This is a genomic window from Phytobacter ursingii (genome assembly GCF_001022135.1).
GTDB lineage: Bacteria > Pseudomonadota > Gammaproteobacteria > Enterobacterales > Enterobacteriaceae > Phytobacter > Phytobacter ursingii.
In genome coordinates this window covers 2667010-2682717 of record NZ_CP011602.1, presented here as the reverse complement: position 1 = coordinate 2682717, position 15708 = coordinate 2667010, and the positions used below count along the sequence as shown (strand labels likewise).

The window sequence follows — 15708 nt, the reverse complement described above, 5'->3', positions numbered from 1 at the left end:
GCCTGCAAAAGATTACTTCAGACGTTCAGCGAGGTAGCGCTGGTAATCCGGAATCAGAATTTCCACGCTTTCCGCGAAACCTGGTGACTGGATAATGAAATCAGCGGTGGAAAGGTTCGTAGCCACCGGAATATTCCACACGGTCGCCAGACGCAGCAGCGCCTTAACATCCGGGTCATGTGGTACTGCATTCAGCGGATCCCAGAAGAAAATCAGCACATCAATTTTCCCTTCCGAGATGAGTGCGCCAACCTGCTGGTCACCGCCCATCGGGCCGCTCAACATGGCATTCACTTCAAGGCCGGTAGCGCGCTGAATTAAGTTTCCGGTTGTCCCGGTGGCATAGAGCACATGATTGGCCAGTTTGGGCTGATGGCGTTCAACCCATGTCATCAGCATCTGCTTGCAGTGGTCATGCGCAACCAGTGCGATGTGCTTACGCACGGGTAACGAACGTGTTGTGAGTTCCATAATCCGATTCCGTTAATGTAATTTCGCTACAGATTACTGGAAGCGCCTGATGCTGCAAGAGAATGGCGTAAAAAATTATGGGCTAATGCGCGTAATGTTAACTGGCGCGGATCATGACGGGGGTTGTTGCCTGATCCATTGCATAAAACGGTCGCGGGTTTGCGGATCGGCCTGCTGGTACCAGAATTTTAACCGCTGCTCTGTGAGCGTTTGTGAGTGCGTCTGTGGGGTGTCCAGTTCGGAGGCGCCGGAGAGCAAAGCGCTGTCATCGGCCACTATCGTCGCAAATTTGGGTAGCGAAGCATATTTCCCTGCTTTGTTGTATTGCTCTGTCTCACGTTCGTAGTCAATGACTTTCGCGTTTGCACTGATCTCAAGAATATCGAGTTTCACCGGAATCGGTGTGGCGTTACCATCCAGCAAAGCCAGATGAGGCGTGGCATTAAATAACTCGGCTGCCTTTTGCGTGTCGATAGCGGGAAGGTTGAAGTTCACCTGGCTTATGCGCTGCGTATCAAAGGTGGCAATCAGTGGTACAGAAATAAAGAGCCGGGGTTCGCGGTTCCCTGGCTCCACATTTTTTTCAACCCGGAATACCACCTGATGAACCCCGTTTTCCAGTTCAATACTTTCCGCCCCACGCAGCAGTGAGCTGGATACCTTTTTGCCATCAAGGACTAACAAATCAATATCGCTCGACAGACGAAGCGACGTGGCCAGTACATTAACCGGTATCAAACACGTGATAATGAATACTTTCCACCCGCACTTCATTGCGCGCTCCCATGATCTCTTTGCTAATTCACCTTTCAATATATTTATTAACTTATAGACATATAACCTGTTCTCGCACTCATACTTCTGTATGGGATACATGGTTGTCGCGGAATGTTTGGCATACACTTTGGAAAACCGCAGGAGGAAACCATGAAAGAGACCGATATCGCCGAGATCCTGAAATCGACACGTACCATCGCGCTGGTGGGGGCGAGTGACAAACCTGACCGACCGAGTTACCGCGTCATGAAATATCTGCTTGACCAGGGCTACCATGTTATTCCGGTATCGCCGAAAGTAGCGGGGGAAACGCTTCTGGGACAGCAAGGATATGCCACGCTGGCTGACGTGCCGGAAAAGGTGGATATGGTTGACGTATTCCGTAATTCCGAAGCGGCGTGGGGGGTTGCCCAGGAGGCTATTGCCATCGGCGCAAAAACATTGTGGATGCAACTTGGCGTCATCAACGAACAGGCCGCCGTGCTGGCCTGTGAGGCTGGACTTAAAGTTGTGATGGACAGATGTCCCGCTATTGAAATCCCGCGTTTAGGACTCGCAAAATAAAAACACCCCGCAGCGCGGGGTGTTGTCAGTTACGCAGGCGCGGGGCCTGTAGTTGCCTGCGGATCGTCCGCGCCAGCTCATCCATCGAAGGTTGTTCAGGATGTTCTTGCTGGATCTCGCTGGTTAACTGCGCTTCGGCCAGATAGGTATGAACCGGCTGGCCGTCATCATCTTCCATCACCACATGGTACCAGGGCGCAGCCCGTAGTTCATCGTTCACCGCCAGTTCGTCAACTGATGGTTCGTCGAGTGAATACTCAGGGTCAATATCCACCACTACGCCAAGGTAGCCCAGCAGCGAGTGGCGAACCTGCTGACCAATACCGTATTTGCTGGCAATCATTGTCACCTCCCGGGAACCTGTACATAACCCAGATATGCGGGCTAGGCTCCAAAAATCAAGTTACATGACGCGACAGGCAAACCCTTTCAGGTACAGTCCTTCCGGGTAGGGAGCGATCACCGGGTGATCGGCGGCCTGACGGAACTGCTCTATAAATTGTACATCACGACCAGCATCTATTGCGGCGTCGGCGATGATTTTCTGAAATAAATCCGTGGTCATCAGGCCAGAGCAGGAGAACGTCAGCAACACGCCGCCAGGATTCAACAACTGGATAGCAAGCATGTTGATATCTTTATAGCCACGGCACGCGCCCTGCAGCTGACTTTTATTTTCCACGAATTTTGGCGGATCCATGACGATGACATCAAACTTCTCGCCCTGATCGCGAAATTTGCGCAACAGTTTGAAAACGTCATCACGGATGAAGTCAGCCTTGCTGAGGTCAAGCTGGTTTAACTCAACGTTCTTTCTGGCAACATCCAGTGCTTCCTGTGAGGTGTCCACGCTCATCACCTGACGGCAATTGCCCATCAGTGCAGACACGGCGAAACCGCCGGTGTAAGAGAAACAGTTAAGGACGCGTTTGTCGGCGACATAACGGCGGGTCGCCAGGCGACTGTCGCGCTGATCGAGGTAGTATCCGGTTTTGTGGCCGGCCTTGATATCGACATACAGTTTCATGCCATTTTCTTCGATAGGCAGCAGTTCCGGCGGCAATTCACCCACAACCGGACCCTGCGCGAGCTCCAGACCTTCTTTTTTACGTACTGCGACATCGCTGCGATCATAAATGGAGCATTGCGGGTAGAGCGTCTGCAGCGCAGAGATGATGGCTGCACGCTGATATTCTGCACCCGCGCTCAGCAACTGTAGCACCAGGAAATTGCCGAAGCGGTCGATGGTGACACCGGGTAATCCATCGGATTCACCTGCGATGAGGCGATAGCTATCCAGCCCGTCGCGTTGTGCCAGCCAGTCGCGCCATTGCTGTGCCTGCTGCAGGCGGCGAGTGAAGAACGCGATGTCAATGACCTCGTTTTTGTCGAAAGTCCAGACGCGAGCACGAATTTGTGACTCTGGCGAAAAGGCGCCGCGCGCCAGCCATTTTCCCTGCGCATCGACGATGTCGATAGTCTCACCGAGACGGGCTTTTCCTTCCATACGGCTTACGGCGCCGGAGAACACCCAGGGATGGCGGCGCAGCAAGGACTTCTCGCGCCCTTTGGCTAACACTAAACGGGGAAACCTTGCACTTGTAGATTCGGTCATACCGGGGAACCTCTGACGAACGTCAATATTAACCGGGGATATCGGCCCGGCTCTTGATAATTAAACGGCGCGTAGGGTAGCACACATGCCCGGACCAGGCACCAGCCTGAAGGGGTGAGCGTTTCGGCACAAAATCAAAACGTTCAGGCACAACGTTCATGAACGCTAAACCTTAAATTGTCTTCCTCAACGTCAGCGAGGAAATACAATGAAAAAAATGACCTTCACTATTTTAGCTATTTTGGCCGCCGGGAGCGTCAATGCTTTTGCGAAGGAGACATTTAGCCTCAGTAGTGCGGATATTCAGAACCATCGCTTATCAGAACAACATGTTTTTGCCGGATTTGGCTGTCATGGCGGCAATAAATCACCGCAGTTGAGCTGGCATAATCCACCTGCAGGGACCAAAAGTTTTGCTGTGACCGTCTATGATCCCGCAGCCCCAACGGGGAGTGGCTGGTGGCACTGGACAGTAGTGAATATACCGGCGCAGATACAGACACTGCCCACAGGCGCGGGAGAGGAAGAGAGCCATACATTGCCCGCCGGGGCAGTTCAGGGACGAAACGATTATGGTTATGCGGGCTTTGGTGGCGCGTGTCCTCCCGTTGGCGATAAGCCGCATCCGTATCAATTCACCGTATGGGCGTTAAGTACTGATAAACTGCCTATTGATAGTAATGCAAGCGGCGCTTTGGTTGGCTACATGCTCAACAGTAACGTCATAGCGAAAGCAAATTTAACAGCCACATACGGAAGATAAAGGTGACGCGGTGCAGACAGTTCAGTTTCAGCATAAAACGTTAACGGCGGCAGAAGTCCGTTCAAACCATATGCATCGTCTGCATCGTGTAAAGCTTTTCAGCGCCGCCCTTTGCCATATTACCCAGGGAAGCAAGGTTATTATCCAGGAAGAGAATCGGGTTGTCGCCACACCTGATGAGCTTATTATCATTCCGGCGAATACCGCCCTCGAAATCATTAATCAGCCTGTGCAGGGGCAGTTTCGTTCCGATTTATTATTGTTATCGCCAGACCTGCTCGCAGAATTTAAAACGCAATATGTACGCGATTTTCCTGCTGCCAGGTCTGCGTCCGTCTGCGCACCTCTGAGTAATGGCCTGACATTTATGTGGGACAATTTATTGCATGCGGTTCGCCATAATTTAGCGGAAAAATTACAAAAACATCAGGCGATGGGGTTATTACTGGCACTGCTTGAAGAGGGGATGGCGGGGCCACTTCTTATTGAGCGTCGCTTTAGCCTGACCGAACAGGTGCGACAAATTGTCATGCTGTCTCCGGCAAAGAACTGGAGTGTGCAGGAGATAGCAGGGCAACTTGCTGTCGGCGAATCCACTTTACGCAGACGGCTTAAAGGTGAATCTCAAAGCTACCGGCAAATTGTCGAGGAGGTTCGCATGTCGCTTGCATTGTCACAGTTACAATCGACCACCTTGCCCATTGGTGAAATCGCCTCCCGGTGTGGATATCTTTCGGGTTCGCGTTTTACCGCCAGATTCAGAGAACATTATGGATGTTTACCCAAAACTGTACGCTGATGATTAACGTTTCTATTATTAAAAAAGAGACTGATTGTGCGTTAGAGGAGGTCACTATGACGAACGAGACAACATCGCATTGCGTAATATGCTGGGTTCATGGCATGGTCCAGGGCGTTGGGTTTCGTTATAGCACGCAACGTGAGGCGCAGCGGCTGGGGTTAACCGGCTACGCGCGCAATATGGACGACGGCAGCGTAGAGGTTGTCGCCTGTGGTAATAACGAGAAAGTGGAAGCGCTGATTACCTGGCTGAAAGCGGGCGGGCCGCGTAGCGCCAGGGTTGAAAAGGTTTTAACAGAGCCTCATCAACCCGGCAGAGAATGGACGAATTTTGGCATTCGCTATTAAATGCACTTGACTGGTTTTGGCAGGCCAGCAATTTTTGTTGCCTGCTTTGCCGGTCCTTTAGGGAAGAGGCGATACAGATAACGGCTGTTGCCTTTTTCTTCACCAAATTTGTTAGCCATCGCTTTTACCAGCATGCGGATAGCGGGCGACGTATTGAATTCCAGATAAAACTCGCGCACAAAGCGCACCACTTCCCAGTGCTCTTCTGCGAGGGTGATACCTTCATTTTCGGCAATCGCCGACGCCAGTGCTTCACTCCATAGAGTCGTGTCTTTCAGATAGCCTTCGCTATCGGTTTCAATTTCTTTACCGTCAAAGATCATGGTCGTTCGCAAGGTCAGTCAATAACGCGGGGGAGTGTAGCAAAAAACAAAGCCCCGCATAAGCGGGGCCTTATCATGCACGTCAATGCGACTAGTCGCGGCTGGCGAAGCCCAGGATGCTCAGCAGGCTTACAAAGATACTGTAGAGCGATACATACAGGCTCACGGTAGCGCGAATATAGTTTGTCTCGCCGCCGTGAATGATATTGCTGGTTTCGAACAGGATGGCGCCTGAAGAAATCAGGATGAAGACTGCGCTAATGGCCAGATGCAGCGCCGGCAGTTGCAGGAAGATATTGGCAACCATTCCGACCAGCACGACCACGATACCTGCCATCAGCATACCGCCGAGGAAGGACATGTCTTTACGTGTTGTCAGTACATACGCCGAGCAACAGAAGAACACCAGCGCGGTTCCCCCCAGCGCCAGGCCGATGATATCGCCCATGCCCGCAGAAAGATACGCGTTAAGGATGGGGCCCAGGATATAACCCAGGAAACCGGTAAAGGCGAAAGCAGAAAAAATACCCGCCGGTGAGTTCGCCGTTTTATACGTCAGGAACATCAGTCCATACATGCCCACCAGCGTCAAAATCAGACCCGGAGACGGCAGCATCAGTACAGTACTTGCCGTTGCGGTGATGGCGGAAAAGGCCAGCGTCAGGCTCAGTAAGAAATAGGTATTGCGCAGCACCTTATGGGTGCTAAGCAACGATGTACGGTCGCGCGAGGAGGTAATAATACGATCCATGAGGCACTCTCTTTTAACATAACAGATGTCATTAAACGTCGAGGATAGGAAATCCCCGTTTCCTTACAAAGTTGTTTTACCCATCTTTACTCAAAAAGCAAGTTAATCCATTTGGTTAAATATACTACAAATGTTCAAATATTAAGCATAAGTGCGCATTTGAAGAAAATAACCATACCAGTGTCTTATATGTCACTGAAAAATATTGCCCTGATGACTTTAGCGCGCTAAGAAAGAAGTCGCGTCGTCATCAGGAATATAATCAGGACGAAAAAGATGAAATCACGATATTTTACCCGTATGACCCTTAGCGCCTTAACGTTAGGCATTATGAGCGCCTCCGCGTCGTTAAACGCAGCGACAGTCCCCGCAGGAACAGAGCTGGCGGCTCAGCAGGAACTGGTGCGTAACAATGGCAGTGAACCTGCATCCCTCGATCCGCATAAAGTAGAAAGCGATGTCGAATTCGGCATTATCAGAGATTTATTCGATGGCCTTGTGGCGGTAAAGAAAGATGGCTCTGTTGAGCCCCGTCTGGCGCAATCATGGGAAAATAAAGACAATACGGTGTGGGTGTTTCATCTACGCCCCAACGTAACATGGTCTGATGGAACGGCCATTACCGCGAAAGATTTCGTCTGGAGCTGGCAGCGACTTGTCGATCCGAAAACCGCGTCACCCTATGCCAGCTATCCCGGCAATATGCATATCGAAAATGCTGCCGACATTGCTTTGGGTAAGAAAACGCCTGATACGCTCGGTGTTAAGGCGCTGGACGATAATACGCTGGAGATACGCCTCACGCAGCCGACATCCGCCTTCCTCGCGATGTTGGGGCACCCGTCACTGGTGCCGTTGGATAAAATACTTATCAGCCGTTTTGGTGATAAATGGACTAAGCCTGAGCATATTGTGACCAGTGGCGCCTACAAGCTTAGTGACTGGGTGGTGAATGAGCGCATTGTCGCGGTACGCAATCCGCGCTACTGGGACAACGACGCCACGGTGGTGAATAAAGTCACCTATCTGCCCATCTCCTCTGAAACTGCCGATGTAAACCGCTATAAAGCCGGCGAGATAGACATTACCTACACCGTGCCAGTGAACCAGTTTGCCCAGTTGAAAAAGACGCTGGGCGATCAGGTGAGCGTCTCGCCGCTGCTGGCGACCTATTACTACGAATTTAATACCACAAAAGCACCGTTCAACGATCCGCGGGTGCGCCGTGCGCTCAATATGGCGCTGGATAAAGATATCATTGCCGATAAGGTGATGGCGCAGGGGCAGCGACCGGCCTGGTTAATCAGCCAGCCGGAAATCGGTGGCGTAACCTTGTCTGCACCGGATTATGCCGCCTGGCCACAGGAAAAACGGATTGCAGAAGCGAAGCGATTGCTTAACGACGCCGGGTTTAATGAGGCGCATCCACTGTCTTTTAATCTGCTTTATAACACCATGGAAACCCATCAGCGCATCGCCATCGCTGTCAGTTCGATGTGGAAGAAAAATCTGGGGGTAGAGGCGAAGCTGCAAAACCAGGAATGGAAAACGATGCTCGATGCCATGCATACCGGTCATTTCGATCTGGTGCGCTATGCCTGGAATGCCGACTATGATGATGCGGCAACCTTTTTAAACAACTTCCGCACGGGCGACAGCGAGAATACTTCGCAATACAGTAATCCGGCTTACGATGACGCTCTGCGCAATGCCGCCAAAGCGAGCGATCTCACCCAGCGAAGCAAATATTATCAGCAGGCGGAAGAAATCCTTGGGCAAGATGTTCCGGCGATTCCTGTCTACCATTATGTCCGTGTGCATCTTGTGAAGCCGTGGGTCGGCGGGTTTGATCCGGACAAACTTGGCTATTATTTAACGAAGGATATGTACATCAAAAAACATTGAGGTGCTGTAGCAAAAAAACGGTTGTAAAGTGGTCATGGTGCTGTTATTTCAGGCGATTAACGCACTTTTGATTGTTTTTCAGGCATATGAACATTTCAGGGCTTTACAGATGCATCGGGGATGTTTATAGTGCGCCTCATTCCGGAAGTGTGGCCGAGCGGTTGAAGGCACCGGTCTTGAAAACCGGCGACCCGAAAGGGTTCCAGAGTTCGAATCTCTGCGCTTCCGCCATTTTTATGGCAAAATCAATAACTTACAGAATGTTTTTGATTCTGTCATGCAAAAAGTAATGCATCAAAAGCCCGTGCAAACGGGCTTTTTTTGTATCTAAAATCTGATATTTTCCTATCAAAATTTCTCTTAAACGCAAGAGCACCCCTTCTTAGCCATAGTGATTTAGACACACTTTTGCTCACCAGTTAGTAGATAAAACGCGGCACCTGATGACTTAAACGTGTGCGTGACTGGATGACTGGACAACCGATTGTTCTGTAGCGTAAAACAGCTAAAAACAGATTGATGGATTGCAGATAGATGAAAGCAAGTGAAGTCATGAAGACGGTAAAACAGTGGTTCAAGTTAAGCAACTACGATGTCCTTCAAGAGATCACGATAAATGACCTAAGCTATGAAATCAGTCGTCGCGTATCGTTGAACCGACATGATTTTGGTAAAGAAGGTCATCCCCGCCATGAACGCTATCTGGAAGAAGAAGCCAAGATTCTGGCTGGTCATCCTCTTTTAGCTAGTTCGACAGAAAGAATCTCCCCAAGCACTAAAAAGAAAAATCCTTTAGTGGATGCGCGGCTGCATGTCAGACATATGACCGTCAACGACATTAGTCGCTACGAGGCACGGCTAAGGGATCTTGAGCTGCTTCAACGAGTAGGTTACTCATCCGATGCACCGTCTTCACCGATATCAAAAGAGGTGGGGGCGCGGAAACTAAGAGATATTGACGAATTTGATGATGGGCATCCACTGTATTTGTGGTTAAACATTAAGTTCCTGACCGACGATGAGGTTATTGAGCATATCAAAAGAATGCTTCCTCAATGGCGAAAGGAACATTCCGTTGGCGAGCCGGCAATTGGTTCGTTTCGGTTCGGACTAAGCACTGTCAAGAAGGTGATCAATCTCAGGGTTATCCCAATGCTGGATCTGCTGCTTTGGGCGAAGCGGAATGATGCCAAAATCTCTTATGAGCAGCTTTCCCGTCTCCTCTACCCTAACGACTCTGAAGTCATCAGGGGTGGCGCTCAAATCAAGGATACCGACAAACCGTTTGCTGATAAGGTTCTTACGCGCGAATTTGATCGGCTGTTTAACCTCTGGTTGAGTAAAAATGACTATATGATAGATACTAAAGTAGCTGAAGCGATGAAGATGAACGAAAAAGAAGAGGAAGACGAGAAAAAAGTGAAGTAACTCACTTCCTACGTGTGGGGGGCTATCGCCAAGACTGGTCCCCATTCTTCAAAACCAGCGAAATCCACAAACTCCCATTTTCCCCGAAAACCACGTCCTGCCATTTTCTCAAAAAATCTTGTACGCCAATCTCTGCATCTTGTGATCTTAATTTTTCCTATTATAGCTCCTGTCGAAACAGCATAGAGAAAAACGAAATCTCATAGCGATTACGTAAAACAACAGAGGAAAAAATAATGAGAAATGAAATCGTAGCAAAAAGATTAATCCGTGTTCCTGAAGTTCTTAGAAGAGTCGGTTTGAAGTGGTTTACTGAATTTGGCCACCTGAACAGAGGTGATATGCTCACCTCAGAACAACACAGGTGCCATAATGAAAAAAAGAAATTTCAGCGCAGAGTTTAAACGCGAATCCGCTCAACTGGTCGTTGACCAGAATTACACCGTGGCAGATGCAGCCAGCGCTATGGATGTCGGCCTTTCCACAATGACGCGATGGGTGAAACAATTACGTGATGAGCGGCAGGGAAAAACACCAAAAGCCTCCCCCATTACCCCGGAACAAATTGAAATCCGTGAGCTCAGGAAAAAGCTACAACGTATTGAAATGGAAAATGAAATATTAAAAAAGGCTACCGCGCTCTTGATGTCAGACTCCCTGAACAGTTCTCGATAATCGGGAAACTCAGGGCGCGTTATCCTGTGGCCACTCTCTGCCATGTGTTCGGGGTCCATCGCAGCAGCTACAAATACTGGAAAAACCGTCCTGAAAAGCCAGACGGCAGACGGGCTGTATTACGCAGCCAGGTACTTGAACTGCATGGCATCAGCCACGGCTCTGCCGGAGCAAGAAGCATCGCCACAATGGCAACCCAGAGAGGTTACCAGATGGGGCGCTGGCTTGCTGGCAGACTCATGAAAGAGCTGGGGCTGGTCAGTTGCCAGCAGCCGACTCACCGGTATAAGCGTGGCGGTCATGAGCACGTTGCTATCCCGAATCATCTTGAGCGACAGTTCGCCGTAACGGAACCAAATCAGGTGTGGTGCGGTGATGTGACCTATATCTGGACGGGTAAGCGCTGGGCGTACCTCGCCGTTGTTCTCGACCTGTTCGCAAGAAAACCAGTGGGCTGGGCCATGTCGTTCTCGCCGGACAGCAGGCTCACCATGAAAGCACTGGAAATGGCATGGGAAACCCGTGGTAAGCCCGTCGGGGTGATGTTCCACAGCGATCAAGGCAGCCATTATACGAGCAGGCAGTTCCGGCAGTTACTGTGGCGATACCGGATCAGGCAGAGTATGAGTCGGCGTGGAAACTGCTGGGATAACAGCCCAATGGAGCGCTTCTTCAGGAGTCTGAAGAACGAATGGGTGCCGGCGACGGGCTATGTAAGCTTCAGCGATGCAGCTCACGCAATAACGGACTATATCGTTGGATATTACAGCGCACTAAGACCGCACGAATATAATGGTGGGTTACCGCCAAACGAATCAGAAAACCGATACTGGAAAAACTCTAACGCGGTGGCCAGTTTTTGTTGACCACTTCATGGAATGCATGGAGAGTAAAATGTTAGAACCACCAAAAAGTTACAATGAAATGTTGCCGATGCTTCATAAGGCAACTTTTATTACTACATTTCTATTTTATCTATCATTAGTTATTTTTGGCTACATGCCATTGGTCGGCATTAATGCCAAATACATCCCACCCATTAAAGACTACGAAGAGTTTATTAAGTGGATATTAACATTCGGAGTTTTACCAATCGCATTTTCAATTTTTTGGTCCATTATTAGCGGGGCTTTAGATCTGCATAACAATGTAGCAAAAGTAGTTGGCATAAGAAAAGCATGGGATAATTATTTAATTGTTCAGCCGTTGGCAAAAATCGCGAACGTTACGAGGAAATTATCTAGTGATGAATCTTACAAGGTAATGAGCAAATTGTATTACCCAGAAGTTAAAGAGTTAAAAGATAAACATTACGTTGAACTTTTTTGGAACAAAGTTTATTATTTCTGGGTTTTCTTTGAGCATACGGTGATTGCATTTGTTACTGTTGTAGTAATAAGCTTTGCTAAATTAACTAATCTATTCTCTGTTACAGGCTCTTTATATAATATTTGGTTGTGGGTTATTTTTCTCGTCGTCTTCAATTTTCTTATTTTTATAGCATCTGTTAAGCCAAGAACCGAAAGCCAAGTAAGACAAATACCTGATGATAAAATAAAAGAATTTTTTAATAAAAACAATATTTCTTAAAATGGAGTTAGCTTTGAATTACGAAGTGAATGGAATAATAATACGTTCAGAAAATGCAGCCAAACCTCATACTATGCCATCTAACTATCTCTGCGATCATATCAAAAACTCTCTAAAAAATGGCCGCGCCCTTGATTTTGGATGTGGGAAACTTAGATATTCTGAACAATTGGTCGATAAATTTGAAACTGTGACCTTTTTAGATTCCAGAAAGCAGCTAGAAAGAGTACAAATTATAAGAGGCGTACAAACCACAATTCAACAATATGTAGCTGATAACTATAGAAAAGCTAATGTAGTTCCCTTTGAAAGCATGCATAAAATAACTAGTCGTTATGATTTTATACTTTGCGCAAACGTGCTTTCCGCCATTCCATGTAAATCTACAATTGACAAAATTATCAGCGGAATTAGAGAATTATTAAAAGATGATGGAGAGGCAATGATTGTCAATCAATTTAAAAGCTCATATTTTAAGAAGTATGAGAGGGGAATTAAGCATTTACATGGATATATATACCAAAACTCTCGCAACGCATCTTACTATGGTTTATTGGATGTGAATATCGTAAGTGAAATTTGCTTGGATAACAATTTATCAGTATTAAGCTCATGGAGCAAAGCGGGCAGTTCATATGTGGTTGTTGGTAAAAAAAAGCATGCCTAATATATTTCAACAAATACTTAACAAGCGTCATTTAGTTATCACCTATTAACTCACCTGGGTCGGGTCAACATTACCTGCACCCAGGATATATACTTAAAGCTATTGAGGGTTTCCATACTTTGGATCAAAGCTTTTTGATAGTTCAGAACGAAGTTTTTCTGAACTGATCTAAATAGTGATTGTCCTTTATGTTAGCAGCGTTTGCTCCAGACACGTAGGAAACCACAACAAGTCTGCTATGAGCGATGAGCAGACATTGATATGTGGTCTGTGCTACTTGGATTGCTCTTGCTTTACTGGCGGGAGAGATATCCTCGCCTCCGAAATCAGTTTTTCCACTGCTTCCAGAGGGATATTCTCTTCGTAGCAGGTCAAAAAGAATTCGTGAGTAACGTCAGAATAGAAAACCTCAGCAATTTGCCGTAAAGGAGATGTCTCGCTGACAGATAATTCCAGAAACATGCCATCACGTAATACGTCGCTTCCACGACTCAGTTCAAATTTAATTTTAGACATATTATCCGAATTCCTTCTTTTCAACGACGCAAAACATTTTGCATTAGTGATATCAAAAACAATTTGGTCAGGATACAGCGGGTTAATATTCCGATCACGTTAGTCTCAAGTGACCCTGACAAATTTTATGTCCCACGCGTCGAGGGCAATTATCCCGGCCAGTTCACCCGTAGCCGCCCCTGCAAAATACGGCGCCGCAGCCCCGGCCAGCACCTGCATCGCGGCAGTTGCGGTGGTGATTATTCATGCCGATGCAATTGCCATGAAGGCAATAACATTTAAGTCCACTCCAGTGAACCATCCTCAAGTACCCAGACTGCTCCTCCCGGACATGCCTCATCAAAGAACCAGATACCATCCTCCATCTCGGGTTCTGTCAGGGGGAACGCCCGTCTGAAACGCTCAACCTGCTCATCAACACTTCCTTCAAGGAAATTACCGTGCTTAGCCAGCCTGATTTTTTCTCGTAAAAGGCGTTCCAGCACACTAAAGAAAACTTCCACTCTGCTAACATAATCAGCAGAGAACGCTTCTGTTGCCCACCAAAGAGCTTGCAGGTTTCGGCCTTTCAGTGCCTCATTAAGACCAGCATAATCAACATCATGTAGTATAGAATTCACTTGAATTTGATTTCCCCCCTGTTTTGTACTTCCTAGCTAACTGACCCAATTGATTATTGCTTTTAATATCAGTGGTCGATCTGGCTACCGTTTGTGACCTGTTTCCCATAAATTAACATATCTCAATGTTATCAATGTCTGCTTTGGCACTAAGCGGAGCGGCGCGAAGATCGATGTCCGCTGTGAGCGAAGAGCGGAAGTTCGCATTTGTCATAACCGCAGGGATGTAGGACTAACATTGGCATGTAATAATCAACCGGGAGCAGGTCATGCTGGGCATGGACAACTTGATTATTTTACATGCTTTGCTGACAGACGACTTCCAGATTATTACCGTCAGGATCAAAAACGTAAGCTGCATAATATTGTGAATGATAGTGCTTACGGATCCCCGGTGCTCCGTTACCTTTCCCGCCCGCCAGAAGTGCCCGTTCCCAGAACTGATCCACTGTGCTGCGCTCATCAGCAGAAAAAGCAAGGTGCAGCGGCGCACCGATTTCCTCATTGTCATGCAACCACAACCGGGGATAACCTTGCGGACCAAGCCCATACCGAAATCCACCCGTTCGCGTTTGGGCCGGCCCTTGGGTAATCACCAGCCTGAAGCCTAATGGTTCAAGTGCCTGCTGATAGAAGCGTAGTGATAAAGGTGCATTTTTCACTGAAATTTCAATATGGTCGATGACAGACATAAAAACTCCTGTTCTGTGTCAGAGTCAGACTAAGCAACGCAGCAAAAGTATGCCCCGTTGATGCGAGCCAATTTTAACAGGCGGATGAATATTGAATGCTTTTATCATCAGTTCAGAAACGCCAGAATATTTCCTTTTGTTCAGCGTAGATCGTCAAATGCCACAATCCGGGTATCGGCTATGGTCTCGGCAAAATGTTTACCGAATAACCCGGCAGGAGTATGGAATCCAGGACGACACTCTCCCGCCAGTACTCTACGACCTGCTTCGGCAGCCGCCAGAGCAGTGAAGCTGTATCCATTCACCGTATCCAGCAACATACGCAGGGTATCGCCATCTGCATTCATGACTTCCGCAACGGCCTGATAACGGCTGCCTTCACGCTCCTGAGCTGTCGGCCCTTCGGGCAAATCAGCCAAATTGCCCTGCGGAAACCCTTCGCCGGAAAGATATACAAAAGTCTCGATATCAGGTATCTCCGTTGCTTTCCAGATGGTAATCACATCGGGAAGCGTTACGGGAAAACAAGCTTGCGGCCCTTTGCCAAAATCAAAGTTTTGCAACTCAGTTGACTCACGCTGCATCAACTGACCGTTACGGCGCAGCAAACATTCAGTTGATAAATTCTCACTTGCGCTTACCGCTGAGCCACGCGACATCGTTCCGGTGACATGCAGTGCCAGCGAGATACGGGCCGGATTTTTGATCTCCGCGGCAGCGTGGGCTGCCAGACATCCCAGCATTACCACGCTTCCGCCGCAGCCAGGCAGTAACATCACACCTGCTGAAACAGCGACGTCATCGAAGATTTCAGCAAACTGGTAACTGTCCAGTTCAGCGGCCACATCAAGGTAATGGACCTTCTGGCGGATTGCCGCAGTGATTAACGGCTTTGCGGTATACATAAACGGACCGGCACAATTTATGAGTACGTCAATATCCTCCAGGGCGCTATCAATTGTGTCAGGATCATCCAGGCTGAAAGCCCGAAACGCGACATCCATTTTCAAAGCCATCGCTGCCAGTTTTTCCCCATCGCGACCGGCAACGATTATCTGCAGGCCAGCTTCCTGCGCGTGTCGTGCAATCATCGCCCCGGTATAGCCTGACGCACCGTAAATCATGAGTTTTTTCATTAAGATATCGCATCGTTAAAGAGGAATCAGATTGGGCATTGCCAGGATCACACCCCTGTGCTTACC

General features: G+C 48.3%; 19 protein-coding genes and 1 tRNA gene. 10 read left to right on the top strand and 10 right to left on the bottom strand.

All coding sequences use genetic code 11. From position 1 onward, the window contains the following. Positions 1-12: 12 nt before the first annotated feature. Positions 13-471, bottom strand: a complete 459-nt coding sequence (gene mgsA / locus AB182_RS16165; protein WP_039078592.1) for a methylglyoxal synthase — start codon at positions 469-471, stop codon at positions 13-15. A gap of 111 nt (positions 472-582) precedes the next feature. Then, positions 583-1245, bottom strand: coding sequence for a curli synthesis inhibitor (csgI, locus tag AB182_RS16160; RefSeq protein WP_047370994.1), 663 nt, complete (start codon positions 1243-1245; stop codon positions 583-585). Positions 1246-1398: 153 nt separating this feature from the next. On the opposite strand from csgI, the gene AB182_RS16155 reads away from it, so the two are divergent. Then, positions 1399-1812: a CoA-binding protein gene (locus AB182_RS16155; protein ID WP_047370993.1), complete on the top strand. Its 414-nt coding sequence runs from the start codon at positions 1399-1401 to the stop codon at positions 1810-1812. Between the two features lie 25 nt (positions 1813-1837). Here the strand turns inward: AB182_RS16155 and hspQ are convergent, their stop codons facing one another. Beyond that, on the bottom strand, positions 1838-2155 hold the full coding sequence (gene hspQ, locus AB182_RS16150) for a heat shock protein HspQ (protein WP_039078594.1): 318 nt from the start codon (positions 2153-2155) through the stop codon (positions 1838-1840). Between the two features lie 60 nt (positions 2156-2215). Next, positions 2216-3427 (bottom strand): 23S rRNA (cytosine(1962)-C(5))-methyltransferase RlmI, encoded by a 1212-nt coding sequence (rlmI, locus tag AB182_RS16145; protein WP_047370992.1) that lies wholly within the window; start codon positions 3425-3427, stop codon positions 2216-2218. 217 nt (positions 3428-3644) lie between these two features. On the opposite strand from rlmI, the gene AB182_RS16140 reads away from it, so the two are divergent. The 3 genes from AB182_RS16140 (at position 3645) to yccX (ending at position 5339) form a co-directional block, all read left to right on the top strand. Next, positions 3645-4190, top strand: coding sequence for a kinase inhibitor (locus tag AB182_RS16140; protein ID WP_380081272.1), 546 nt, complete (start codon positions 3645-3647; stop codon positions 4188-4190). A 70-nt stretch (positions 4191-4260) separates the two neighbouring features. Then, positions 4261-4989 carry a helix-turn-helix transcriptional regulator gene (locus AB182_RS16135; RefSeq protein ID WP_120785457.1) on the top strand — a complete coding sequence of 243 codons (729 nt, stop codon included), beginning with the start codon at positions 4261-4263 and terminating at the stop codon, positions 4987-4989. 56 nt (positions 4990-5045) lie between these two features. Next, positions 5046-5339, top strand: coding sequence for an acylphosphatase (yccX, locus tag AB182_RS16130; protein ID WP_047370989.1), 294 nt, complete (start codon positions 5046-5048; stop codon positions 5337-5339). Here the strand turns inward: yccX and tusE are convergent. Both tusE and yccA read right to left on the bottom strand, forming a co-directional pair. Further along, positions 5336-5662 (bottom strand): sulfurtransferase TusE, encoded by a 327-nt coding sequence (tusE, locus tag AB182_RS16125; protein WP_047370988.1) that lies wholly within the window; start codon positions 5660-5662, stop codon positions 5336-5338. The two genes, yccX and tusE, sit on opposite strands and share 4 nt — an antisense overlap. A gap of 91 nt (positions 5663-5753) precedes the next feature. After that, positions 5754-6413 carry an FtsH protease modulator YccA gene (yccA, locus tag AB182_RS16120; protein ID WP_047370987.1) on the bottom strand — a complete coding sequence of 220 codons (660 nt, stop codon included), beginning with the start codon at positions 6411-6413 and terminating at the stop codon, positions 5754-5756. A gap of 276 nt (positions 6414-6689) precedes the next feature. On the opposite strand from yccA, the gene AB182_RS16115 reads away from it, so the two are divergent. From AB182_RS16115 to AB182_RS16085, 6 genes are all read left to right on the top strand, one after another. Next, complete coding sequence (locus tag AB182_RS16115) at positions 6690-8318, top strand: ABC transporter substrate-binding protein (RefSeq protein WP_047370986.1); 1629 nt, start codon at positions 6690-6692, stop codon at positions 8316-8318. A 143-nt stretch (positions 8319-8461) separates the two neighbouring features. Further along, positions 8462-8549 (top strand) — tRNA-Ser (locus AB182_RS16110). A gap of 303 nt (positions 8550-8852) precedes the next feature. Next, a complete protein-coding gene (locus AB182_RS16105) occupies positions 8853-9746 on the top strand; it encodes a DUF6387 family protein (RefSeq protein WP_047370985.1) in 894 nt (297 codons plus the stop codon). 372 nt (positions 9747-10118) lie between these two features. Further along, positions 10119-11287, top strand: a protein-coding gene (locus AB182_RS16095) for an IS3-like element ISEc52 family transposase (RefSeq protein ID WP_085929673.1) whose coding sequence is annotated in 2 segments (ribosomal slippage) — positions 10119-10368 and positions 10368-11287 — 1170 coding nt in all. Because the reading frame shifts where the segments join, the coding sequence is not laid out codon by codon here. Positions 11288-11315: 28 nt separating this feature from the next. Further along, complete coding sequence (locus AB182_RS16090; RefSeq protein ID WP_047370984.1) at positions 11316-12011, top strand: hypothetical protein; 696 nt, start codon at positions 11316-11318, stop codon at positions 12009-12011. Position 12012: 1 nt separating this feature from the next. Continuing rightward, a complete protein-coding gene (locus AB182_RS16085) occupies positions 12013-12678 on the top strand; it encodes a class I SAM-dependent methyltransferase (RefSeq protein WP_047370983.1) in 666 nt (221 codons plus the stop codon). A gap of 273 nt (positions 12679-12951) precedes the next feature. Here the strand turns inward: AB182_RS16085 and AB182_RS16080 are convergent, their stop codons facing one another. The 4 genes from AB182_RS16080 to AB182_RS16065 form a co-directional block, all read right to left on the bottom strand. After that, entirely contained in the window at positions 12952-13194 is a 243-nt protein-coding gene (locus AB182_RS16080) for a hypothetical protein (RefSeq protein ID WP_047370982.1), read from the bottom strand. Positions 13195-13472: 278 nt separating this feature from the next. Then, positions 13473-13805 (bottom strand): DUF596 domain-containing protein, encoded by a 333-nt coding sequence (locus AB182_RS16075; RefSeq protein WP_047373328.1) that lies wholly within the window; start codon positions 13803-13805, stop codon positions 13473-13475. 305 nt (positions 13806-14110) lie between these two features. Then, the gene (locus tag AB182_RS16070) at positions 14111-14506 is read right to left on the bottom strand and encodes a VOC family protein (RefSeq protein ID WP_047370981.1); all 396 of its coding nucleotides are present in this window, start codon (positions 14504-14506) and stop codon (positions 14111-14113) included. A 140-nt stretch (positions 14507-14646) separates the two neighbouring features. Beyond that, positions 14647-15642 carry a saccharopine dehydrogenase family protein gene (locus AB182_RS16065; protein WP_047370980.1) on the bottom strand — a complete coding sequence of 332 codons (996 nt, stop codon included), beginning with the start codon at positions 15640-15642 and terminating at the stop codon, positions 14647-14649. Between the last annotated feature and the right edge of the window lie 66 nt (positions 15643-15708).